A 22,878-nucleotide genomic window follows, 5' to 3' on the forward strand; every position below is an offset into this window, starting at 1 on the left:
GCGGCGGCCGCCGCACTCCCCTCCGGGTGGACGACGGTCGTCAACAGCGGCAGCGGCAAGTGTCTCGACGCCCGCGCCGCCGGCACCGTCAACGGCACCGCCGTCCAGCAGTACACCTGCAACGGCACCACCGCCCAGCAGTGGAGCTTCACGCCGACCAGCGACGGCTACGTCCGCATCGGAAACCGTAACGACGAGCGTCAGGTGGTGGACGTCAGCGACGTGTCGGCCGCCGACAACGCGGCCGTGCACCTGTGGACGTACGGCGGCGGCGCCAACCAGCAGTGGCTGCCGGTCGACGAGGGCGGCGGCGCCTATCACTTCGTCAACCGGCACAGCGGCAAGTGCCTCGACGTGCCGTCCGCCTCGACCGCCGACTCCGTCCAGCTGGTGCAGTACGCCTGCAACGGCACGGCGGCGCAGCGCTTCCAGGTCACGCCGGTGAGCAGCGCGCCCGGGGACGTCGATCTCGGCCCGAACGTCGCCGTGTTCGACCCGTCGATGCCGTCGTCGGTCATCCAGAGCCGCCTGGACTCGATCTTCCGGCAGCAGGAGACCAACCAGTTCGGCTCCCAGCGGTACGCGGTGGCGTTCAAGCCGGGCACGTACAGCAACGACGTCAACGTCGGTTTCTACACGCAGGTGCTGGGGCTCGGGCAGTCGCCGGACGCGGTGACGATCAACGGCGCCGTGCATGTGGAGGCGGACTGGTTCCCGCCGCAGAACGCGACGCAGAACTTCTGGCGCGGGGCGGAGAACCTGTCGGTCAACCCGACCGGCGGGACGGACCGCTGGGCCGTGTCGCAGGCCTCCGGTTACCGGCGCATGCATGTGCGGGGTGACCTGGAGCTGAGCGACGGCGGCTGGTCCAGCGGCGGGTTCATGGCCGACACGAAGATCGACGGGCAGGTGCGCTCCGGGTCGCAGCAGCAGTGGCTGACCCGCAACTCCCAGCTGGGCAGCTGGAACGGGTCCAACTGGAACATGGTCTTCGTCGGCAGCCAGGGCGTCCCGGGCAACACCTTCCCGCAGCCGCCGTACACCACCGTCGACCGGACGCCGACGGTGCGGGAGAAGCCGTATCTGTACGTGGACGCGGCGGGCGCCTACCGGGTGTTCGTGCCCGCGCTGCGGGCCGACTCCTCCGGGACCACCTGGGCGAACGGCGCCACGGCCGGCACCTCGCTCGGCATGGACAGCTTCTACGTCGTCAAGCCGGGCACGGCGAGCGCGACGCAGATCAACGCGGCCCTGGCAGCGGGCAAGAACCTGCTGGTCACGCCGGGTGTCTACCATCTGGACCAGACCCTGCGGGTGACGCGTCCGGACACCGTGGTGCTGGGTCTGGGCCTGGCCACCTTCGTCCCGGACAACGGGGTGACGGCCATGACGGTCGCCGACGTCGACGGGGTGAAGATCGCGGGCGTCCTGTTCGACGCGGGCACCACCAACTCCCGTACGCTCGTGGAGATCGGGCCCGAAGGGGCGTCCGCGAGCCACGCGGCGAACCCGACCTCGCTGCACGACGTGTACTTCCGCGTCGGCGGCGCCCACGCGGGCAAGGCCACCACCAGCCTGGTCGTCAACAGCGACCATGTCATCGGCGACCACATGTGGGTCTGGCGCGGCGACCACGGCGACGGCATCGGCTGGACGGTCAACCCCGCCGACACCGGACTCGTCGTCAACGGTGACGACGTGACGATGTACGGGCTGTTCGTCGAGCACTACCAGAAGCACCAGACGGTGTGGAACGGCAACGGCGGGCGCACGTACTTCTACCAGAACGAGATGCCGTACGACCCGCCGAACCAGGCGGCCTGGATGGACGGTTCGACGCAGGGCTACGCCGCGTACAAGGTCGCCGACCACGTCACGAGCCATGAGGCGTACGGGCTGGGCAGCTACTGCTTCTTCAACGTCAACCCGAGCGTGACGGCCGAGCGCGCCTTCGCCGCGCCGAACCGGCCCGGTGTGCGCTTCCGCAACATGGTCACGGTGTCCCTCGGCGGCACCGGCACCATCCGGCATGTCATCAACGACCGGGGCGGTCCGTCCAACTCCGCCACCAACGTCGCCAACCTGGTCAACTACCCGTAGGGAACGAACCGTTCGCGGCCGGTGCGGTCCCGGGGACGTCACCCCCGGGACCGCACCGGCCGTTCGTGTCCCCGGGCCTCGCCCAGGTCAACGGAAGATCACCTACCGGTCTCGGCGGGACGTCCCCGTGCCCGCATCGAGACGCACCTGCAACACCCCGTGCCGCACGTTCCGGCCCGCCGCGCCGTCACAGTCACTGAAGCGGCGTCGACCGACACAGGGGGTACAGAGGATGAAGCGGCACGGGACACGAGGGCCGGCGGTACTGCTGGCGCTCACCGCGGCCTGCGGGCTGATGCTCACCGGATGCAGCGCGGACAGCGACAGCGGAGCACAGAAGGCCGACACCTCCTACGACGGCGGGGGCGGCGGCGGTGGCAAGGCGCCGCTGCCCGCGCCCGACGGGACGGGCCGGTACGAGGGAGGTGAGCGGGAGGGCGAGCAGGAGTCGCGGGACGTGGCCCCGGAGCCCGACTACCTGTCGACGTTCGCGCTGGACGTCGACACCGCGTCCTACGGGTACGCCCGGCGCGCCCTCGACGAGGGCCGGATGCCCGACCCGTCGACCGTGCGTCCCGAGGAGTTCGTCAACAGCTTCCGGCAGGACTACCCGCGCCCCGACGGTGACGGCTTCACGGTCACCGTGGACGGCGCCCGCACCGACCAGGAGGACTGGTCGCTGGTGCGGGTCGGACTCGCCACCCGGACCGCCGGGTCCGACGGCGAACGGCCGCCCGCCGCCCTGACGTTCGTCATCGACATCTCCGGCTCGATGGGCGAACCCGGTCGGCTCGACCTCGCCCAGGAGGCGCTGGGCACCATGACCGACCGGCTGCGCGACGACGACTCGGTCGCCCTCGTCACCTTCAGCGACGAGGCGGAGACCGTGCTGCCGATGACCCGGCTCGACGGCGACCGGGGCGAGATCCACGACGCGATCGACAGCCTGGAGCCGACCGACTCCACCAACCTCGGCGCCGGCGTGGAGACCGGGTACGAGACCGCCGTGGAGGGGCTCCGCGAGGGCGCCACGAACCGGGTCGTCCTGGTGTCCGACGCCCTCGCCAACACCGGGGAGACGCAGGCCGACCCCATCCTGGAGCGGATCGCGTCGTCCCGGCGGGAGCACGGCATCACCCTGTTCGGCGTCGGTGTCGGCAGCGACTACGGCGACGCCCTCATGGAGCAGCTCGCCGACCGGGGCGACGGCCACACCGTGTACGTGTCCGACGAGGAGGAGGCCCGCGAGGTGTTCTGCGAGGAGCTGCCCCGCAACATCGAGCTGACCGCCCGCGACGCCAAGGCGCAGGTGGCCTTCGACCCGGAGACGGTCGCCGAGTTCCGGCTGGTCGGCTACGACAACCGGCGGGTGGCCGACGAGGACTTCCGCGACGACCGGGTCGACGGCGGCGAGGTCGGCCCCGGCCACACGGTGACCGCCCTTTACGCGGTGCGCACCCGTCCCGGCGCCGAGGGGCACCTCGCCACGGCGACGGTGCGCTGGCTCGACCCCGACAGCCGCACCCCGCACGAGGAGACCGGTGACGTGGAGACCGGCGGGCTCGCGGAGTCGGTGTGGCGGGCGCGGCCCCGGCTGACGCTCACCGCGACCGCCGCGTACTTCGCCGACGCCCTGCGCTCCGGCTACCGGGAGAGCGCGCTGCCGGGCGCCCCCGGCCTCGAGGAGCTGTCGGAGCGCGCCGGGACGCTGGCGCGGCGCACGGAGGACGCGGACGTGCGGGAGCTGGCCGAGGCGATCCGTACGGCGGACGGACTGTACTGATCGCCCCCGGACCGTTGACTCGTTCTTACGCGCGAGTAAGTTGACTCTTGAGTAAGTAAGTACGGGCAGCACCAGTACGACAGTCAGCCGCGACCGGGAGCCGTCATGGGCGTACGCAGGGATCTGAAACGGGCGAAACGACGGGCCGACCTGGCGGGCCGCGCGCACGTCGAGACCGTCAAGGACGAGCGGGGTCTCGTCCGGGAGGTCCGCGCGGAGGTCCTGGCGGCGCACCCCGCCGCCGGCACGATCGCCGACATCCCGTTCACCAACGCGGACGAGGCGCCCGGCGCGGTCGTGCTGCGCCGTGCGGAGCTCGGGGTGTGGCGGCCGGTCACGGCGGCGGCCTTCGCCGGGGAGGTCACCGCCGTGGCCAAGGGCCTGGTCGCCGCCGGTGTGATGCCGGGCGACCGGGTCGCGGTGATGTCGCGGACGCGCTACGAGTGGACGCTCCTGGACTTCGCGATCTGGGCGGCCGGCGGGCAGACCGTGCCGGTGTACCCGACCTCCTCGGCGGAGCAGGTGGAGTGGATCGTCCGCGACTCCGGCGTCCGGCACGTCGTCACGGAGACCCCGGACAACACCGCCACGGTCCGGGCCGGCACCGCCGCCCTGTCGTCGCCGCCCGAGGTGTGGGAGCTGGACGCGGGCGCCGTGGACGACCTCGTCGCCCGGGGCCGGGACGTACCGGACGAGGAGGTCACCAAGCGGCGCACCGCCCTCACCGCCGAGACGGTGGCGACCGTCTGCTACACCTCCGGCACCACGGGACGCCCCAAGGGCGTCGTCCTCACCCACGGCAACCTGTACGCCGAATCCGCCAACACGGTCGAGCTGCTGCACCCCGTCTTCAAGGCGGTCACCGACCGGGCCGCCTCGACGCTGCTGTTCCTGCCGCTCGCCCACATCCTGGGCCGCACCCTGCAGATCTCCTGCCTGATGGCCCGCATCGAGACGGGTCACTGCCCGAGCATCAAGCCGGACGAACTGCGGCCCGCGCTCAAGTCGTTCCGCCCCACCTTCGTGGTGGGCGTGCCCTATCTCTTCGAGAAGATCCACGACACCGGGCGGGCCACCGCCGAGAAGATCGGGCGCGGCGCGTCCTTCGAGCGCGCCCACCGCGTCGCCGTCCGCTTCGCGCGGGCGCACCTCGACCGCTTCCTGGGCCGCGGCAAGGGCCCCGGGCCCGGCCTGTACGCCGCGTGGGCGCTGTACGACCTGCTGGTCTACCGGCGGGTCCGCAAGGAGCTCGGCGGGCGCCTGCGCTACGCCATCAGCGGCGGTTCCCCGCTGGAGAAGGACCTCAACCTCTTCTTCTACGCCGCCGGCATCATGATCTACGAGGGCTACGGCCTCACCGAGACCACCGCCGCCGCCACCGTCGTCCCGCCGCTGTCCCCGCGCCCCGGCACGGTCGGCCGGCCGGTCCCCGGCACGGCGGTGCGCATCGCCGACGACGGCGAGGTGCTGGTCAGGGGCGGCATCGTCACCGGGTCGTACTGGAACAACCCGGCGGCCACCGAGGAGGTGCTGCGCGACGGCTGGTTCACCACCGGAGACCTCGGCGCGCTCGACGAGGACGGCTATCTGACCATCACCGGCCGCAAGAAGGACATCATCGTCACCTCAGGCGGCAAGAACGTCTCCCCCGCCGTGCTGGAGGACCGGCTGCGCAGCCGCCCGCCGGTCGGGCAGTGCCTGGTCGTCGGCGACAACCGGCCGTTCGTGGCCGCGGTCATCACCCTGGACCCGGAGACGGTGGCCCACTGGCTGTCGGTGCGCGGGATGCCCGCCGACACCCCGATGTCCGAGGTGGTCCGCGACCCGCGCATGCGCGCCGACGTGCAGAAGGCGGTGGACTACGCCAACGAGGCCGTGTCCCGCGCCGAGTCCATCCGCGCGTTCACCGTCGTCGAGGGCGAGTTCACCGAGGAGAGCGGGCTGCTCACCCCGTCGCTGAAGGTGAAGCGGAAGGCGGCGCAGGAGGCGTACGCGAAGGAGATCGCCGCGCTGTACGCGTGAGGCGGTCGTGCGCGTGGACCTGCTCTTCCCCGGTCAGCGCAGGTCGAGCCGCATCAAGACACGGGGGTGGCCGGACAGCACCGAGGTGGTGTCGGCGGCGTGGGTGAAACCGGCCCGCTCGAAGTTCTTGCGGAGGCCGGGGTAGGCCATGGTGAGGTCGACGCGGGCGTCGCCGTTGTCGAGGGGGTACGCCTCGACGGCGGGGGCGCCCTGCGCGCGGGCGTAGGCGACGGCGCCCTCGATGAGGGCGTGGGAGATGCCCTTGCCCCGGTGGCCGGGGCGTACCCGGATGCACCAGAGCGACCACACCGGCAGGTCGTCGACGTGCGGGATCTTGCGGTTGCGGGCGAAGGAGGTGTCCGCGCGCGGGGCGACGGCGGCCCAGCCGGCGGGCTCGCCGTCCTCGTGGGCGAGCACCCCGAGGGGGGTGCCGGAGCGGAGCAGCCCGGCGACGTACTCGCCGCGGGCGGGGCCGCGCAGCTCGCGGTTGAGCGCGGAGGGGATGCGGTAGCTCAGGCACCAGCAGACGTTCGCCTGCGGCGACTTGGGGCCGACCACGGCACGGACGTCCTCGAACTCCACGGCCGGACGGACTTCGACGGTCATGCGTCCACGATGGCACGTCCGGCTCGCCGGCGCCGCCGTATGCGCGCGGTGCCGGCGGGCCCGCGGGTCACCGCTCCCGGGTGGCCGGGGTCTCCTTCAGGAAGTCCACGAGGCCGTCGAGCAGGCGGTCGACGTCCTCGTCGGAGGTGTAGCAGGCGAGGCCGACGCGCAGGCCGCCGGTGTCGCCGAGGCCCAGGTGGCGGGAGGCCTCCAGGGCGTAGAAGTGGCCGGAGGGGGCGTGGACGTTCCGTCCGGCGAGGAAGCGGTAGGCGTCCTCGGTGCGGCGGCCGTCGAAGGTGACCAGCAGGGTCGGGGTGCGGCGGGCCGCCCGGGAGTGGACGGTCGCCCCGTCGAGGTCCGCGAGCCCCTCCTCGAGGCGGGCCCGCAGCCGCCCCTCGTGCTCCCCGATCGCCTCGTACGCCGCGCGGAGCCGGGCGCGGCGGTCGCCGTCGGTACGGCCGCCGAGCCCGGCGAGGACGTCGACGGCCGCGCGGGTGCCGGCCAGCAACTCGTAGGGCAGGGTGCCCAGCTCGAACCGCTCGGGCACCGCGTCCGAGGAGGGCAGCAGCTTGTCCGGGCGCAGGGTCTCCAGCAGTTCCGGGGCGGCGGCCAGCGCGCCGTGGTGCGGGCCGAGGAACTTGTACGGCGAGCAGACGAAGAAGTCCGCGCCGAGTTCCCGCACGTCGACCGGCGCGTGCGCCGTGTAGTGCACGCCGTCGACGTACAGCAGGGCGCCCGCCTCGTGGACCAGCCGCGCGATCTCGGCGACCGGGGGCATGGTGCCGATGAGGTTGGAGGCGGCGGTGACCGCGACCAGGCGGGTGCGCGGGGTGAGCTGCGCGGCGATGTGGTCGGCGGTCAGCTCACCGGTGGCCGGGTCGAAGTCGGCGCGGCGGACGGTGGCGCCGACGCGCTCGGCCGCCTGGGTCCAGGGGCGGATGTTGGCGTCGTGGTCGAGCCGGGTGACGACCACCTCGTCGCCCTCCGACCAGCCGGCGGCGAGGGTGCGGGCCATGTCGTAGGTGAGCTGGGTGGCGCTCCGGCCGAAGGCGACGCCCGCCGGGTCGGCGCCGAGCAGGTCGGCCAGGGCGCGGCGCGCCTCGACGACGAGCGTGTCGGCGTGGCGCTCGCCGGGGAGCAGGCCGCCCCGGTTGGACAGCGGCCGCGCCAGGGCGGTGGCCATCGCGTCGATGACGGGGCGCGGCGTCTGGGTGCCGCCGGGGCCGTCGAAGTGGGCGGTGCCGGCGGCCAGCGCGGGGATGTCGGCGCGCAGTGCGGTGAGGTCGTACGTCACGAAGGCTTCCCGGAGGTCGTCGAAGAAGGGGTGCTCGGCAAGGAAGGGCGGAGGGCGGTCAGGCCGCAGGGGCGCCGGGCGCGGGAGACCGGGGCGCCGACGGTTCCGGAGACGGCGGCGACGACGGGTCCGGCGCGGACGGCTCGGGCTCCGGAGGGTCGGTGAGCTGTTCGCGCAGGTAGTTCCAGACGACCGCGACGAGCGCGGCGACCGGCACGGCGAGCAGGCTGCCGACGATCCCGGACAGGCTGCCGCCCAGCGTCACCGCCAGCAGGACGACCGCCGCGTGCAGTCCTAGACCGCGGCTCTGGATCATCGGCTGGAACACGTTGCCCTCGAGCTGCTGCACGACCACGATGACGACCAGCACGAGCAGCGCGTCCATGAACCCGTTGGACACCAGCGCGATCAGCACGGCGACCAGTCCGGCGAACAGGGCGCCGACGATGGGCACGAACGCGGAGACGAACGTCAGCACCGCGAGCGGCAGGACCAGCGGCACGTCGAGGATCCACAGGCCGAGGCCGATCAGCACGGCGTCGATCAGACCGACGAGCGCCTGCGACCGCACGAACGCGCCGAGGGTGTTCCAGCAGCGCGCGGCGACGACCGGCACGTCGGTGGCGAGCCGGCCGGGGAGCTGGCGGCGCAGCCACGGCAGGAAGCGCGGTCCGTCCTTGAGGAAGAAGAACATCAGGAAGAGCGCCAGGACGGCGGTGACGACGCCGCTGAAGACGGTGCTCACGCCGGTGACGGCGGTGGTGGCGATGGACCCGGCGCTGTCCTGGAGGCGGGCGACGGCGGCGTCGAAGGCGCCGGTGATCTGGGCGTCCTCGATGTTCAGCGGCGGGCCCTCGGCCCACTCGCGCAGCTTCTGCACGCCCTCGACGACGCCGTCGCCGAGTTCGCCGGCCTCCGAGGCGACGGGCACCGCGATGAGAGCCACGGTGCCGGCTCCGACCAGCAGGAACAGCACGGTGACGAGGGAGGCGGCGAGCGCGGGGCGCCAGCCGTGCCGCAGCAGCCAGCGGGTCGGGGGCCAGGTGAGCGTGGTGAGCAGCAGGCCGACTATCAGCGGCCAGACCACCGACCACATCCGGCCCAGCAGCCAGAGGGCCACCCCGGTCGCCAGCAGGACCAGCAGCAGTTCCCCCGAGATGCGTGCCGAGGTGCGCAGCGCGGCGCGCGTTTTACCGGCGTTCAACGTGGCAGACATGGTGGCACCCTATGGGGCGGGTGGGGCCGTGGTGATCCCGGGACACAGGAACGTGTGCCGGCGAAGGTCGGGCGCCCCGCGTCCGGCCAAAGGAGCGGCCGGGCGCGGGGCGTGGGGCACGGTGTGATCAGTTGAACGGGTCGAGCGTCAGGGACGCCCCGCGCGGGTCGCCGTCGTGGACGAGCGACTCGTGGTTTCCGACGTCGTCGAAGGCGAAGGCGTACGCCTTCCCGTCGGCCATCTGCGCGTGGATGACCCGCGCGTAGTGGTTGGTGACCGGGTCCTGGTAGAAGCCGGCCGCGCTCGGGTCGGGCTGGTGGGGGTTGGTGAGCAGGGTGGAGCGGTTGAAGCCCGCGCACAGGGTGCGCGAGATGGGGCCGCGCACCTGGTCGTTGGGCGCGTTGAGGAGGCGGTGGCAGCCGAAGACGGACGAGGCGTCCGGCTTCTGGAAGGTGGTGACCACGTTGCCCGAGCGGTCGGTGAACCGCAGGACGCCACCGGAGACCCGGCCGGTGTAGCGGACGTCGGGGCGGTCGCCGAAGGGTGTGACGACGAGGTCGGTGCCGGTGTACTTGTTCCAGACCCGGTTGATGTAGTCGTCCATGACCGAGGCGGGGAGGGCGCCGGTCTCCACCCCGTACAGCGGGGACAGGGCGCGCAGCACGGTCCCGTCGGAGCGGGTCTGGATGAGGTTGCCCCAGCCGCCGGACTGTCCCCTGAGCGCGTTGAACACGCCGTTGTAGCCGCCGGGGCGCAGCTTGCCGGTGCTCAGCGTGGTGCCGTCGCCGCGCCGCACGCCCACCGTGTAGGGCGCGGAGAACATGTCGACCTGCGTGCTGTTGAGCCACAGTCCGGCGTCGTTGAGCGTGTACTCGGACCAGTTGAAGAGGATGTCACGGTTGGGGTCGGTGGGGTTCTGCACGGCCGGCTGCACCAGGCCGCCGGTGGTGAGGCGGAACTCCATCTTGCGGCCGTAGGAGAAGTAGATGCGGCCGGAGAACTTGGGGATCCGGATGGTGGTGGACTGCCCGGGGGCCGGGCCGGGGATGGAGGCGTCGGGCGCGGGTGTGGGCGGGTTGCCGCCCGCGGGCCAGGGGTGGAAGGCGCCGCTCGCGTCGGCCCAGCCCTGCCGGCCGGACGACAGCTCGGTGCCGAGGTTGTAGATGTGGACCTGCTCGGCGCGGCCCGAGTTGTTGGTGATGGTCAGCGGGATGGTGGCCGGGACCGCGGCGTGCGCGGGGGACGGGACCCCGGCGGCGAGCCAGCCGCCGCCCAGCGCGGTGGCGATGCCCAGCGCCACGGCGGTGAACCGGCGTCTGAGAGTGCGCAGCATGGTGGTTCTCCGTTCGACGAGTGGCCGGGAACAGTGGTGAGAGCGCTCTCAGCGAGAGTCGCCGCCCTGGTATGGACCTGTCAATGGTTGCGGCGTGAATCAGGGAGTCTGCTATTCCGCATGCCGTCGCGGAGTGCCGGCGGGCGCGCCCGGGCAGCGGCTCAGTCGTGCTGCACGACGCCGTGCGCCGAGAAGCGCACCGGGGCGCGGGAGGTCAGGTCGCCGGGCGGGAAGCCCGGGTGGTGATGCCCCTCTCCCCCGTGTGTCTCGTCCCCGTGCGTCTCGTCCGCACCCGGGGCCGACGGGGCCAGCGCGAGCCGGGACACGATGCGGTAGCGGTCCCCCCGGTAGACGGAGCGGACGTACTCCACCGGTCGGCCGGCGGTGTCGGTGGTGAGGCGCTCGAACAGCAGGGCCGGGGACAGCTCGGGCACGTCGAGCAGGTCCGCCTCCGCGCGGGTCACCACGGTCGGCTCGACGGACTGCACGGCCTCGGCGACCCGCACCCCGTGCCGGTCGCGGAAGTGCTCGTAAAGGTCGCCCTGTTCGAGCTCCGCCCCGGTGAGGCCGGGCACCAGGGCGGCGGGGAGATGCAGATGCTCGATGGCCATCGGGGCGCCGTCCACCAGCCGCAGCCGGGCCGCGTACCGGATCGTGGCGGCCGGTGACACGCGCAGTCTGCGGCCCACGCGGGCGCCGGCCGGGAGGGTGCGGAGTTCGAGGACGCGGCTGGTCCACACGCCCCTGGCCTGCGGCACGGTCAACGCACCGCTTCCCGCGACGAGTTCCTGGGTGATCTTCTCGGCGGCCACGAACATGCCCCGGCCGTGCTCACGCACCAGCAGCCCCGCGACCACGAGTTCGTCGACCGCGGCGCGCACCGTGGGGCGCGACACGCCGAGTTGCGCACAGAGGGTCCGCTCGGAGGGGACGGCGTCCCCGGGGCGGCGGGCCTCGATGAGTTCGAGGAGCGCGTCGCGCACCCGCTCACGCTTGAGCACGGCACCCGAGGCGGCGGGATCGATGGCCATACGGGTCTCTCCTCGGCGTCGGCCGCGGGCGGCGCGCGGGGCGACTGGTATGCCGTCGACCTTAACTGGTCCGGTCACCGCGAGAGCACCCCTCGGCAAGGTCAACCCCCTTTTCAGCGCGTGGGGTTGACGCACACATTGGTCTATGCCACCTTCTCTCGACATCGACTGGTAAGGCCTGGCGGGCAACTGGTCAGTTCCGAGGACCGGTCCGTCACGCGAGCCCCGCGCCGGGCGGAGCCCCCCACGCCCGCCGCGCGGACGCACCACCGTGCGCCACCCCCACCGCGAAAGGACCACGGATGCGTACTCGTCCCTCCGGCCGCCGCGCCCGCGCGGCACTCGCCCTCACCGCCCTGCTGGGCGGCGCCGCCCTCACCGGGCTCCCCGCCCCGGCCGCCAACGCGGCGGACGGCCCGCTCGCCGTGCAGTACCGCACCGGCGCGGGCGGGGCCACCGCCGACCAGAGCGAGCCCTGGCTGAAGATCCGCAACACCGGTTCCGCGCCGGTGCAGTTGAGCCAGGTGAAGATCCGCTACTACTTCAAGGCCGACGCCCCCGGCACCGCGTACCGGTTCGCCTGCTCCTGGGCGGTCGTCGGCTGCTCGTCCGTCACCGGCACGTTCGGCACGCTGTCCACGCCCACCGCGACGGCCGACCGCTATCTGGAGATCGGGTTCACCCCGTCCGCCGGCACGCTCGCGCCCGGCGCCGACACCGGGGACCTGCAACTGCGGTTCCACCGGGCCGACTGGCAGACGCTGCGGCAGAGCGACGACTACTCCTTCGGCGCCGCGCGGACGTCGTACGCCGACTGGGACAAGGTGACCGCGCGGCTCGCGGGCGCCACCGTGTGGGGCGCCGGGCCCGGGGGCGACGACCCGACCGGTCCCACGGACCCGGCCGACCCGCCCGGCGAGGGCGGCCAGACGCTGTTCGACGACTTCGACTACGCCTCGCACACCGACCCCGACCTCTCGGCGCACGGCTGGAACGTCCGCTCCAACGCGGGCGGTCCCGGGGTGCCCGGCGCGACCTGGGACCCGTCGAAGGTGACCTTCAGCTCCTCGGGCGGGAACTCGGTGATGGACCTGGAGACCTCCACCGCGGGCACCGGCGCCTCCACCACGCACACCGAGATCCTCACCCGGAGCACGAAGTTCGCGTACGGCACCTACGCGGCCCGGGTGCGCTTCTCCGACGCGCCCGTCACGGGACCGGACGGCGACCGTGTGGTGCAGACGTTCTTCACCATCAACGACCTCAAGGCGCCGATGGCCGACGACTACGCCGAGTACGACTTCGAGTACCTGCCCAACGGCGGCTGGGGCGAGCCGTCCTCGATCCTCTACACGACGTCCTGGGAGACCTACAACCCCGATCCCTGGCAGGCCGTCAACCAGCACAGCGAGAGCCGGCGCAGCTTCGCCGGCTGGCACGACCTGGTCGTCACCATCGACGGCTCCGGCATCAGGTACTACATCGACGGCAGCCTCTTCGGCACGCACGACACCGCGTACCTGCCGGAGCGGCCGATGTCGATCAACTTCAACCAGTGGCTGATCGACCTGGCGGGCCAGCCGTCGACCACGCCCCGCGCCTACCACCAGCAGGTCGACTACGTCCTGCACGTCAAGGACCAGGTGCTGACGCCCGCCCAGGTGGCGGCGAAGATCGACGGGTACCGGGCCGCCGGCACCTCGTTCGTGGACGAGGTCCCCGCGCCCTGACGGTGTGACGCGCCGGCCGGGCCCGCCGGGAGCGGGTCCGGCCGGCGCGTCGCGGGCGGGGTGACGTCGCCTCGTGTCAGCGCATCGCGCTGGGCGGCCGGGAGGCAGCCGGGATCTCCTTCCTGGGGCTGGCCGCCAACGGCCCGGCGCAGGGCACCGCGGTGGTCGAGTACACCGACGGCTCGACGCAGGAGGTGCCGGTCGGCTTCACCGACTGGACGCCCGGGACCGCCTACCGGTTCGGCAACGAGCCGCTGGTGACCACGACCGGGCGGAACCGGGCGTCGGGGGGTTCGGACACCGCGCAGACCAAGGTGTTCGGGACGCGTCCGGTGGCGCTGGACCCGGCGAAGCGCGTGGCGGCCGTCGTCCTGCCGCGGGGGACGGACCAGGGGGTGATGCACGTCTTCGACGTTGCGCTCACCGACCGGCCGGTCACGCGGCCGGGCGGGACGGCTGACGCGCCGGCTCACCGGCAGGCGTTCGGAAAGCCCCCGTTCCGAAGAGGAGCGGGGGCTCTTCTTGCCGTCGGGGGGCGGGTGGCGCAGGCTGGACGCATGGGTGCGAGCCCGACGCTCATCTCGTCCGTGCAGCGGGCCTTCCGGCTGCTGGAGGCGGCGAGCGCGCACGAGACGGGCGCGCCGGCCAAGCAGCTGGCGCGGGAGACCGGGCTGCCGCTGGGCACCGCCTACCATCTGCTGCGCACCCTGGTGCACGACGGCTACCTGCGGAAACTCGACGACGGCGGGTTCGTCCTGGGTGACCGGGTGCAGTCCCTGAACGCCGGCGGCCGGAGCCAGGCGCTGCTCACCCGGGTCCGGCCGGTTCTGTCCGCGCTGCGGGACGAGCTGTCCAGCGCCGCCTACCTCACGTTCTACGAGGACGGGGAGATCCGGGTCTCCGAGGTCGTGGACGGGCCCCGGGCCCCGCGCGTCGACCTGTGGGTGGGGTTCGAGGACGCGGGACACGCCACCGCCCTCGGCAAGGCCGTGCTGCGGGAGCTGGACGAAGAGGGCCGCAAGGAGTACCTGTCGCGGCACGTGCTGAACGACCTCACGCCGCACACGGTCACCACGCCCGTGGAGCTGATCCGCCGGCTGGAGACCACGCCGCTCGCCCCGGCCATGACGGACCTGGAGGAGTACGCGCTGGGCACGGTGTGCGTGGCGGTGCCGGTCTACAGCGGCGGCACGCTGGGCTCCCTCGGCGTCTCCATGCCGCGCAGCCGGCTCGACCGCATCGACGAGGTCCGCGGCCGGCTGCTGCCGACCGCCGACCGGGTCACCCGCAGCCTGTCTCTCACTATGTGAAAACCGCGTCCTTGTGATGCCCGGCACCATCATTTTCCCTTGTAGAAGCAGGGATCAAGCAGTCATTTCGGACACGCATAGGTGAGGACACCGGACAGCACATGAGTCACGCCCGTCAGCATGGACGCGACCACTCGCCGACACCGCCGTACCCGCCCGGCATCGGGCGCCTCCGGTCCCCGCGCACCCGTGCCCTCGCGCACTGGGTCGCCGAGACACCGGCCCTGCCCGTGCTGATCCTGTGCATCATCGTGACCATCGACATGGCGGCCGGCACCGGCCGGATCTGGCTGCCGCTGCTCGCCACCGGACCCGCCCTGGCCGCCGCCACGAGCCGGCCCCGGGGCGTGCTGGGCGTGGGCGCCCTGGCGTTCGTGCTCGGCGCGGGCATCGCCTTCCGGCACAACATGGACCTGACGCACCTGGCCGTCGTGCTGGCCGCCCTGGTGACCGTCACGCTGGCGGGAACCCTCGCCAGCGCGCTGCGCGCCCGCCGTGAGCGGGTGCTGGCGGCCGTCCGTTCCGTCGCCGAGACCGCGCAGCACGCGCTGCTCCAGCCGGTGCCCGAGACGGTTGGCCCGTTCCAGGTGGCGGTGCGCTACAGCGCGGCCGCCGCGGAGGCCCGGATCGGCGGCGACCTGTACGCCCTCATCCCCACCCCGTACGGCGTGCGGATGATCGTCGGGGACGTGCGGGGCAAGGGGCTGCCCGCGGTGGGGACGGCCGCGCTGGTGCTCGGCGTGTTCCGCGAGGCGGCGTACGACGAGCCGGACCTGCTGGACGTGGTGAGCCGGATCGAGCGGAGCCTGGCCCGCAACCTGGGCGGCGACGACTTCGTCACCGCCGTGGTCGCCGGCTGCCCGGAACCCGGGCGGCTGGAGATGGTCAACTGCGGTCACGCTCCCCCGCTGCTGATCCGCGGCGCCGAGGTGACGGCCGTCGAGACCGACCACCCCGCGCCGCCGCTCGGACTGCGCGCCCTGTCGGGCGAGACGCCCCGCCTCCAGGTGGTGTCCTTCGGCGACGGGGACCAGCTGCTCCTGCACACCGACGGCGTCACGGAGGCGCGGGACGCCGACCGCGTGTTCTACCCCCTGACCGAGGGACTGACCCGGCACCTGAGCGACGAGCCGGCCCGGACGCTGGCCGCGCTGCACCAGGACCTGCTGGACCATGTGGGCGGCCGGCTGCACGACGACGCGGCGCTGCTCCTGCTGCGCAAACCCGCCGCCGCCCAGGCCGCCGCGCCGGCCGGGGTGCGCCCGCTGACGGACGCGGACGGCGCCACGGCGGCCTGAGCCGCGCCCCGGTCAGGCCCGCTGGGCGGCGATCAGGCGCCGGTACCAGTGGTAGCTGTCCTTCGGGACGCGCCGCTGGGTGGCGTAGTCGACGCGGACGATGCCGAACCGCTTGGCGTAGCCGAAGGCCCACTCGAAGTTGTCCAGCAGCGACCACACGTAGTAGCCGCGCACGTCGACGCCCGCGTCGATCGCGGCCCGCAGCGCGGTGAGGTGGTCGCGCAGGTAGGTCACGCGGTCGGTGTCGTGCACCGCGCCGTCGGGACCCGCCTCGTCGTCCTCGGCGGAGCCGTTCTCGGTGATGTGCACGGGCGGCAGGGCGTCCCCGTACTGCTGTCCGAGGTCCACCAGCAGGTCGGTGAGGGTGCCGGGGGCGACCGGCCAGCCCATGGCGGTCCGCCGGACGCCGGGCATCGGCACCTCCGTGTACCGGTTGTCGGTCGCCACCCGCAGGGCGGGGTCGCTCTCCCGGTGGGGGGCGTCGGCCACGACGATCGGGCGGTAGTAGTTGACGCCGAGGAAGTCCAGCGGCTGCGCGATGAGCTCCAGGTCGCCGTCGCGGCGGACGTCCAGGCCGGTGATCAGCTCGCCCCAGGTCTCCTGCTCGGTGTCCGGGTAGCGCCCGGCGAGGATCGGCTCCGTCCAGACCAGGTTGTGCAGGGTGTCGGCGCGCACCACTGCCGCCCGGTCGGCGTCGGAGTCCGTCGCGGGGAGGTGGTGGTCGAGGTTGAGGGTGATGCCGGCCTCGCGCACCCCGGCCGCGCGCAGCGCCTGCACGGCGAGGCCGTGGGCGACCAGCAGGTGGTGGGCGGCGGCGAGCGCGCCCCGGCCCTCCTGGGCGCCGGGGGCGTGGCGGCCCACGGAGTAGCCGAGGAAGGCGCTGCACCACGGCTCGTTGAGGGTGATCCAGCGGGGCACGCGGTCGCCGAGGCGGTCGGCGACGACGGCCGCGTACTCGGCGAACCGCTCGGCCGTCTCCCGTACGCGCCAGCCTCCGCGGTCCTCCAGGGCCTGCGGGAGGTCCCAGTGGTAGAGGGTGACGGCCGGTTCGACGCCGGCGGCGAGGAGTTCGTCGACCAGCCGGGAGTAGAAGTCCAGGCCCTTGGGGTTCACCGGTCCCGAGCCGTCGGGCACGATGCGCGGCCAGGCGACGGAGAAGCGGTACGAGCCGACGCCCAGGTCGCGCAGCAGGGCCACGTCCTCGGGGTAGCGGTGGTAGTGGTCGCAGGCGACGTCGCCGGTGTCGCCGTTCGCCACCCGGCCGGGGGTGTGGCTGTAGGTGTCCCAGATGGACGGGCCGCGTCCGTCCTCGCGTGCCGCGCCCTCGATCTGGTAGGCGGCGGTGGCGGCGCCGAAGACGAAGCCGGGCGGGAACCGGGGGAAGTCGTTCATGCGGGTGTGGTCCGTTTCGTGGTGCGCGGTGGTCACTTGACCGAGCCTCCGGTGATGCCGGCGGCGATGTACTTCTGGGCGAGGACGAGCAGGATCGCGGCGGGCACGGCGGAGAGCACGGCCGCGGCCATGACCGAGCCCCAGTCCCCGACGTGTGCGCCGATGTACTGGTAGATGCCCAGCGTGACCGGCTTGACGTCGTCGGTGGTGTTGAGGGTGAGGGCGAACATGAAGTCGCTCCACGCGAACAGGAAGGCGAACAGGCCCGAGGTGATCAGGGCGTTGCGGCTCATCGGCAGCACCACCCGCAGGAACACCCGCACCGGGCCCGCCCCGTCGATCTCGGCGGCCTCGATCACCTCACCGGGGATGGACACCATGAAGGAGCGCATCAGCACGATGGAGAAGGGGATGCCGAGCGAGGCGTCCGCGAGCATGAGCCCGGCGTAGGAGTTGACCAGGCCCAGGTCGACGTACGAGGTGTAGAGGGCGTTGGCGACGACGATGCCCGGCACCATCTGGGTGATGAGGGTGCCGAACACGATGGTCCGCGAGCCGCGCAGGCCGAAGCGGGCCAGGCCGTACGCGGCGGGCGCGGCGATCGCGAGGCAGATCACGACGGCGCCGGCGGACACCAGCAGGGAGGTCAGCAGGTTGCCGCCCTGGTCGGTGAGGGCCTTGGTGAAGCCGGAGAGGTCGAGGCCCGGGGGCACCGGGTCGACCTGGAGCAGGCCGGAGTCGGGCTGGAGCGCGGTGTTGAGCATCCAGTACAGCGGGAACAGCATCACCGCGAGGACGAGCAGACCCGCGACGGTGGAGCCCCAGCGGCGGCGGGGCGCGGTGGGCGCGTGGGCGGCCATGTCGGTCACTTCCCCTCGGTGCGGTTGGCCCGCAGGTAGAACACCGCGAACACGGCGGAGATCAGGATCAGGACGTTGCCGACGACCGCGCCGGCGCCGAAGTCCAGCTCCACGAAGGAGTTCTGGTAGGTGAGCGTGCCCAGGGTCTGGGTGGCGTCGGCCGGGCCGCCGTCGGTGAGGGCGAGGATCAGGTCGAGGATCTTCACCGTCGACATGAAGCCCAGCACCAGCACGACCGTGATCACCGGCTTGAGCATCGGCAGGGTGACGGAGCGGAAGGCCCGCCAGGCGGAGGCGCCGTCCAGGGAGGCAGCCTCGTACAGCTCCTTGGGGATCTCCTGGAGGCCGCCGTAGAGGATGACCATGTTGAACGGGATGCCGATCCAGATGTTCACGAGGATCACCGAGAGCAGCGCCATGCCGGGGCTGGTGAGCCACGGGGTGTGCCCGCCGAGGCCGAGGGTGTCGAGGAAGGTGTTCAGCACGCCGGTGTCCTGGTCGAGGATGCGGCGCCAGACGATGCCGGACACCACCATGGGCACCAGCCAGGGCAGCAGGATCAGCGACCGCAGGACGCCGTTCAGGGGGAAGCGGCGGTTGAAGAAGACGGCGAGGGCGAGGCCGATGCAGAACTGGCCGAGCAGGGAGCCCGCGGTGAAGACGAGGGTGTGCCACAGGGCCTTGCCGAACAGCGCGTCCTGGAGGACGGACGACCAGTTGTCGGCGCCGTTGAAGGGGGCCTCGCCGGTGAAGAAGGTCTTGGGCGTGTAGTGCTGGAAGCTCATCACGACGTTGCGGACGAGCGGGTAGCCGAAGAACAGCAGCATGAACAGGACGGCGGGGGCGACGAAGCCCCACCGGATGAGCCGCCGGCGCAGACGGGCGCGGGCCGGGTCCGGGACGGCGTCCTTCCGGGGCGCGGCGTCGGACGGCGGGGCGGTGACGGTGGACGTGGTCATGGGGTGCGTACCTCAGTTCCCGCTCGTGGCCCGCTGCTGGGCGCGCTTCAGGGCGGCCTCGCTGGACTGGCCGGTCAGGGCGGACTGGAAGGCGCTCTGGAGGGCGAGGGAGACAGCAGGCCAGCCGGCGCCGACCTGTGCGGTGCGGGAGCGGGCGGCGGCGACCTGGTCGGCCAGCGCGTCCAGTTCGGGCACGCGCGCCCGCCACTGGGCGGCGGCGCGTTCGTCGGCCGGGACCATCCAGCTGTTGAGGGCGTAGGTGAGCTGCTCCTTCTCGCCGGTCAGGCAGGCGACGATCCGTCCTGCCATGCGCTGGCGGTCCTCGTCGCCGGTGCGCGGCACGGTGAGCACAGCGCCGCCGAGCGGGGCGACGGAGTCGGCGCCCGCCTCGGGCACGGGGATCTCGGCGATGCCCCAGTCGAGGTCCGGGTCGCTGTTGAGGGTCTCGACCTGCCAGGGGCCGTTGATCATCATGGCGGCGTTGCCCGCCATGAACTGGTCGTTGACGTCGGCCTGGGTCCAGTTGACCGTGGACCGGGAGAGCGAGCCGTCCTTCAGCAGCGCCTTCCAGAAGTCGAGCGCCTCGACGACCTCCGGGCTGTCCAGCTCGCGTTCGTCGCCGCCGTTGGACCACATGAACGGGGTGAACTGGAAGACGCCGTCCTCGGCCCCGCCCGCGCTGAGCGCCAGCCCGTAGCGCTTGCCGCGGGTCAGCTCGCGTGCCGCCTGACGGAGTTCGTCCCAGGTGGCGGGGGTGCGGACGCCCGCCTCGGCGAGGACGTCCTTGTTGTAGAAGAGGGCGAGGGTGTTCACGGAGCGGGCGGCCCCGTAGTAGGTGCCCCGGTAGGAGCCGAAGTCGACGATGCCGTCGGGCACGTGGTCGGTGGACAGGCCGAGGGTGCGCAGGTCGACCAGTCCGCCGGCCTCGGCGAACACCGGCATCTCGGAGGCGTCGAACTGCACGACGTCCGGCAGTGACTTCGACGAGGCCATGCGCAGCGCCTTCGTCATGACCTGGGACGCGGGGACGCTCTGCTGTTCGACGGTGACGCCGAGCCGCTTGCCGCAGCGGGCCATCGCCTCGGCGTCCCAGCGGTGGTAGGTCTCGTCGGTCGAGGAGTTCAGGACGGTGTACACGCCGTCGTCGCGCTGCTCGGCGCAGCCGGTGAGCGCCGCGGAGGCGAGGAGGGCCGCGGCGGCGGCGAGCGAGGTGACGGCTCTGCGTGCGCGCCCGCCTGGGCGCGGACGGCGTGCGGCAACCGGTGGATGTGCTGTCACGGTGGGTGCCCCTGGGTGGGACCGGCCCGGCGTGTGCCGAGGCCGGCGGCTCTGTGGAAGGGAGGTGAAGCGCTTCGACAACGGGCCGCCGCAATCGGGGTCTCGTCGGGCGCCACACCGGGGTGTAATTTGTTCGGCCTGATTACTAATACGTCAGCGCGAGTCGGTCGCGCTAGCCCCCGAACGGCACGATCTCCCTGCGCCGGGGCGTGACAGGTTCCGCGGATCCTGTCATAGTTCCTGGTCAGAGGTTCCCCTCGCACCTCCATCGCCCTCCCCATCCCGAGGAAGACCATGAAATTCACCGACGGCTTCTGGCGCATCCGCGACGGCGTCCAGGTCTCGTACGCCACCGAGGTGCGAGATGTCCGCGCAGAATCGAAGCGCTTCACCAGCTTTGCCTCGACGAAAAAGGTGACGCGCCGGGGCGACACCCTGAACGCCCCGCTGGTCACGGTCGACTGCTTCTCCCCCGCCGAGGGGATCATCGGCGTGCGGGTCACCCACCACGCCGGGAAGCGGCGTCCCGGACCTGACTTCGCCCTGGCGGGCGAGGCCGGCGGCGCGGGCGAGGTGCGCCGGGACGGCGCGGTCACGGAGCTGACCAGCGGCCCGCTGACCCTGCGGCTGGACGCGGACGGCCCCTTCGCGCTCACCTTCCTCGACGCGGACGGGCGCGAGCTGACCCGCGCGGGCGAGAAGAGCACGGCGTACGCCACCACCGCCGACGGGGCGCACCACGTGCTGAGCCGGCTGTCGCTGGGCGTCGGCGAGCACGTCTACGGTCTGGGTGAGCGCTTCACGCCGTTCGTCAAGAACGGCCAGACCGTCGACGTGTGGCAGGCCGACGGCGGCACCAGCAGCGAACAGGCCTACAAGAACGTCCCGTTCTACCTGTCCTCACGCGGCTACGGCGTCTTCGTCAACCACCCCGGCGCGGTCTCCTTCGAGGTCGGCTCCGAGTCCGTCGGCCAGGTGCAGTTCAGCGTCGAGGACCAGACGCTGGAGTACTACGTCGTCGCCGGCCCGACCCCGAAGGACGTCCTGGGCCGGTACACCGCCCTCACCGGCCGCCCCGCGCTGCCGCCCGCCTGGTCGTTCGGCCTGTGGCTGAGCACCTCGTTCACCACCGCGTACGACGAGGCGACGGTGACCTCGTTCGTCGACGGCATGGCGGAGCGCGGCATCCCGCTGTCGGTGTTCCACTTCGACTGCTTCTGGATGCGCGAGTACCAGTGGTGCGACTTCCAGTGGGACCCGGAGGTGTTCCCGGACCCGGAGGGCATGCTGGCCCGGCTCAAGGACAAGGGCCTGCGGGTCAGCGTGTGGATCAACCCGTACATCGCGCAGAAGTCCCCGCTGTTCGACGAGGCCGCCGCGCTCGGGCATCTGGTGCGCCGGCCGGACGGCGACGTGTGGCAGTGGGACCTGTGGCAGGCCGGCATGGGCCTGGTCGACTTCACCAGCCCGCACGCCCGCGCCTGGTTCCAGAGCAAGCTGAAGGCGCTGCTCGACCAGGGGGTGGACTGCTTCAAGACGGACTTCGGCGAGCGCATCCCGACCGACGTCGTCTGGCACGACGGCTCGGACCCCGAGCGGATGCACAACTACTACACCCATCTGTACAACCGGACCGTGTTCGAGCTGCTGGAGAAGGAGCGCGGGCACGGCGAGGCGGTCGTCTTCGCCCGCTCGGCGACCGCGGGCGGCCAGCAGTACCCGGTGCACTGGGGCGGCGACTGCTGGTCGTCCTTCGAGGCGATGGCGGAGTCGCTGCGCGGCGGGCTGTCGCTGTCGCTGAGCGGGTTCGGCTTCTGGAGCCACGACATCGGCGGGTTCGAGGGCACGCCGGTGCCGGAGGTGTTCAAGCGCTGGCTCGCCTTCGGTCTGCTGTCCTCGCACAGCCGGCTGCACGGCTCCACGTCGTACCGGGTGCCGTGGGAGTTCGGCGACGAGGCGGTGGACGTCGCGCGGCAGTTCACCCTGCTCAAGCACCGGCTGATGCCGTACCTGTACGGCGCGGCGGCCGAGGCGCACCGCACCGGCGTGCCGATGATGCGGCCCATGCTGCTGGAGTTCCCGCGCGACCCGGCGTGCCGCACGCTGGACCGCCAGTACATGCTCGGCCCCGACCTGCTGGTCGCACCCGTGTTCAGCGCGGACGGCGAGGTCGAGGTGTACCTGCCGGAGGGCACCTGGACGCATCTGCTCAGCGGCGAGCGGGTCACGGGCCCGTGCTGGCGCACCGAGCACCACGGCTACGACAGCCTGCCGCTGTACGTCCGTGAGGGCGCGGTGCTGCCGCTGGCCGGGGACGACTCCCGCCCGGACGGCGACTGGCTGGCCGCGCCGGTCCTCCTGGTCCACCCGACGGGCGCGCCCGACTGGACGGCCGAGGTGACCGTCGTGGACACGGCGGGCCTCCCGGAGGCGACGTTCCGCGTCCGGCGGGACGGGGACGTACTGCGGGTGACCGCCTCGGGCACGGACCGCCCGTTCACGGTGCGGGTACCGGGCGGGGCGGAGGCGTCGGGAACGGGCGAGGTGACGGTGCCTGCGGCGGGGTGACGGTGCCTGCGGCGGGGTGACGGTGCCTGCGGCGGGTGAGGGGGCTGTTCGCCCCGGCGTGAGGGGTCCGGTCGCCTCGGCGTGAGGGGTCCGGTCGC

The 22,878-nt window shown here is 72.6% G+C and carries 16 protein-coding genes; 7 read left to right on the forward strand and 9 right to left on the reverse strand.

Going from position 1 to position 22,878, the window contains the following annotated elements:
• From CCN29_RS17540 to CCN29_RS17550, 3 genes are all read left to right on the forward strand, one after another.
• Positions 1-2,100 (forward strand): pectate lyase-like domain-containing protein (locus CCN29_RS17540; RefSeq protein WP_086682992.1); only part of this gene is annotated, 2,100 nt, incomplete at its 5' end.
• Between the two features lie 232 nt (positions 2,101-2,332).
• Positions 2,333-3,883, forward strand: coding sequence for a vWA domain-containing protein (locus tag CCN29_RS17545; protein ID WP_086682995.1), 1,551 nt, complete (start codon positions 2,333-2,335; stop codon positions 3,881-3,883).
• 105 nt (positions 3,884-3,988) lie between these two features.
• On the forward strand, positions 3,989-5,905 hold the full coding sequence (locus CCN29_RS17550; protein ID WP_086682997.1) for an AMP-dependent synthetase/ligase: 1,917 nt from the start codon (positions 3,989-3,991) through the stop codon (positions 5,903-5,905).
• Positions 5,906-5,938: 33 nt separating this feature from the next.
• Here the strand turns inward: CCN29_RS17550 and CCN29_RS17555 are convergent, their stop codons facing one another.
• From CCN29_RS17555 to CCN29_RS17575, 5 genes are all read right to left on the reverse strand, one after another.
• Entirely contained in the window at positions 5,939-6,511 is a 573-nt protein-coding gene (locus tag CCN29_RS17555; RefSeq protein ID WP_006129768.1) for a GNAT family N-acetyltransferase, read from the reverse strand.
• 67 nt (positions 6,512-6,578) lie between these two features.
• Complete coding sequence (locus CCN29_RS17560) at positions 6,579-7,805, reverse strand: cysteine desulfurase-like protein (RefSeq protein ID WP_086682999.1); 1,227 nt, start codon at positions 7,803-7,805, stop codon at positions 6,579-6,581.
• A 58-nt stretch (positions 7,806-7,863) separates the two neighbouring features.
• Entirely contained in the window at positions 7,864-9,021 is a 1,158-nt protein-coding gene (locus tag CCN29_RS17565; RefSeq protein ID WP_031022914.1) for an AI-2E family transporter, read from the reverse strand.
• A gap of 127 nt (positions 9,022-9,148) precedes the next feature.
• The gene (locus tag CCN29_RS17570) at positions 9,149-10,354 is read right to left on the reverse strand and encodes a glycoside hydrolase family 64 protein (RefSeq protein ID WP_086683002.1); all 1,206 of its coding nucleotides are present in this window, start codon (positions 10,352-10,354) and stop codon (positions 9,149-9,151) included.
• Between the two features lie 161 nt (positions 10,355-10,515).
• Complete coding sequence (locus CCN29_RS17575) at positions 10,516-11,385, reverse strand: GntR family transcriptional regulator (protein ID WP_031065009.1); 870 nt, start codon at positions 11,383-11,385, stop codon at positions 10,516-10,518.
• Between the two features lie 302 nt (positions 11,386-11,687).
• Here CCN29_RS17575 and CCN29_RS17580 point away from each other — a divergent pair, with 302 nt between their 5' ends.
• The 3 genes from CCN29_RS17580 to CCN29_RS17590 all read left to right on the forward strand — a co-directional run bounded on the left by CCN29_RS17580 (position 11,688) and on the right by CCN29_RS17590 (position 15,723).
• Positions 11,688-13,115, forward strand: coding sequence for a cellulose binding domain-containing protein (locus tag CCN29_RS17580; RefSeq protein WP_086683006.1), 1,428 nt, complete (start codon positions 11,688-11,690; stop codon positions 13,113-13,115).
• Between the two features lie 557 nt (positions 13,116-13,672).
• Positions 13,673-14,425, forward strand: coding sequence for an IclR family transcriptional regulator (locus tag CCN29_RS17585; RefSeq protein WP_086683015.1), 753 nt, complete (start codon positions 13,673-13,675; stop codon positions 14,423-14,425).
• Between the two features lie 101 nt (positions 14,426-14,526).
• On the forward strand, positions 14,527-15,723 hold the full coding sequence (locus tag CCN29_RS17590) for a PP2C family protein-serine/threonine phosphatase (protein ID WP_006129775.1): 1,197 nt from the start codon (positions 14,527-14,529) through the stop codon (positions 15,721-15,723).
• A gap of 12 nt (positions 15,724-15,735) precedes the next feature.
• On the opposite strand, the gene CCN29_RS17595 is transcribed toward CCN29_RS17590, so the two are convergent.
• The 4 genes from CCN29_RS17595 to CCN29_RS17610 are packed head-to-tail and all read right to left on the reverse strand — an operon-like array spanning position 15,736 to position 20,212.
• Entirely contained in the window at positions 15,736-17,115 is a 1,380-nt protein-coding gene (locus tag CCN29_RS17595) for a GH1 family beta-glucosidase (protein ID WP_039985946.1), read from the reverse strand.
• A gap of 32 nt (positions 17,116-17,147) precedes the next feature.
• Positions 17,148-17,975, reverse strand: coding sequence for a carbohydrate ABC transporter permease (locus CCN29_RS17600; protein ID WP_031022905.1), 828 nt, complete (start codon positions 17,973-17,975; stop codon positions 17,148-17,150).
• Positions 17,976-17,980: 5 nt separating this feature from the next.
• Entirely contained in the window at positions 17,981-18,934 is a 954-nt protein-coding gene (locus CCN29_RS17605; protein WP_086683009.1) for a carbohydrate ABC transporter permease, read from the reverse strand.
• A gap of 12 nt (positions 18,935-18,946) precedes the next feature.
• On the reverse strand, positions 18,947-20,212 hold the full coding sequence (locus CCN29_RS17610) for an ABC transporter substrate-binding protein (protein ID WP_031022904.1): 1,266 nt from the start codon (positions 20,210-20,212) through the stop codon (positions 18,947-18,949).
• Between the two features lie 294 nt (positions 20,213-20,506).
• Between CCN29_RS17610 and yicI the strand changes: the two genes are divergently transcribed.
• The gene (gene yicI / locus CCN29_RS17615) at positions 20,507-22,780 is read left to right on the forward strand and encodes an alpha-xylosidase (protein WP_086683012.1); all 2,274 of its coding nucleotides are present in this window, start codon (positions 20,507-20,509) and stop codon (positions 22,778-22,780) included.
• Positions 22,781-22,878: the final 98 nt, after the last annotated feature.

This window comes from Streptomyces pseudogriseolus (assembly GCA_002154585.1).
GTDB classification, from domain to species: domain Bacteria; phylum Actinomycetota; class Actinomycetes; order Streptomycetales; family Streptomycetaceae; genus Streptomyces; species Streptomyces pseudogriseolus.

Bases quoted from the DNA above. Each gene is read 5' to 3' on its own strand.
- CCN29_RS17545 (WP_086682995.1), top strand. From the start codon at position 2,333: ATGAAGCGGCACGGGACACGAGGGCCGGCGGTACTGCTGGCGCTCACC.
- CCN29_RS17550 (WP_086682997.1), top strand. From the start codon at position 3,989: ATGGGCGTACGCAGGGATCTGAAACGGGCGAAACGACGGGCCGACCTG.
- CCN29_RS17555 (WP_006129768.1), bottom strand. From the start codon at position 6,511: ATGACCGTCGAAGTCCGTCCGGCCGTGGAGTTCGAGGACGTCCGTGCC.
- CCN29_RS17565 (WP_031022914.1), bottom strand. From the start codon at position 9,021: ATGTCTGCCACGTTGAACGCCGGTAAAACGCGCGCCGCGCTGCGCACC.
- CCN29_RS17570 (WP_086683002.1), bottom strand. From the start codon at position 10,354: ATGCTGCGCACTCTCAGACGCCGGTTCACCGCCGTGGCGCTGGGCATC.
- CCN29_RS17575 (WP_031065009.1), bottom strand. From the start codon at position 11,385: ATGGCCATCGATCCCGCCGCCTCGGGTGCCGTGCTCAAGCGTGAGCGG.
- CCN29_RS17580 (WP_086683006.1), top strand. From the start codon at position 11,688: ATGCGTACTCGTCCCTCCGGCCGCCGCGCCCGCGCGGCACTCGCCCTC.
- CCN29_RS17585 (WP_086683015.1), top strand. From the start codon at position 13,673: ATGGGTGCGAGCCCGACGCTCATCTCGTCCGTGCAGCGGGCCTTCCGG.
- CCN29_RS17590 (WP_006129775.1), top strand. From the start codon at position 14,527: ATGAGTCACGCCCGTCAGCATGGACGCGACCACTCGCCGACACCGCCG.
- CCN29_RS17595 (WP_039985946.1), bottom strand. From the start codon at position 17,115: ATGAACGACTTCCCCCGGTTCCCGCCCGGCTTCGTCTTCGGCGCCGCC.
- CCN29_RS17600 (WP_031022905.1), bottom strand. From the start codon at position 17,975: ATGGCCGCCCACGCGCCCACCGCGCCCCGCCGCCGCTGGGGCTCCACC.
- CCN29_RS17605 (WP_086683009.1), bottom strand. From the start codon at position 18,934: ATGACCACGTCCACCGTCACCGCCCCGCCGTCCGACGCCGCGCCCCGG.
- yicI (WP_086683012.1), top strand. From the start codon at position 20,507: ATGAAATTCACCGACGGCTTCTGGCGCATCCGCGACGGCGTCCAGGTC.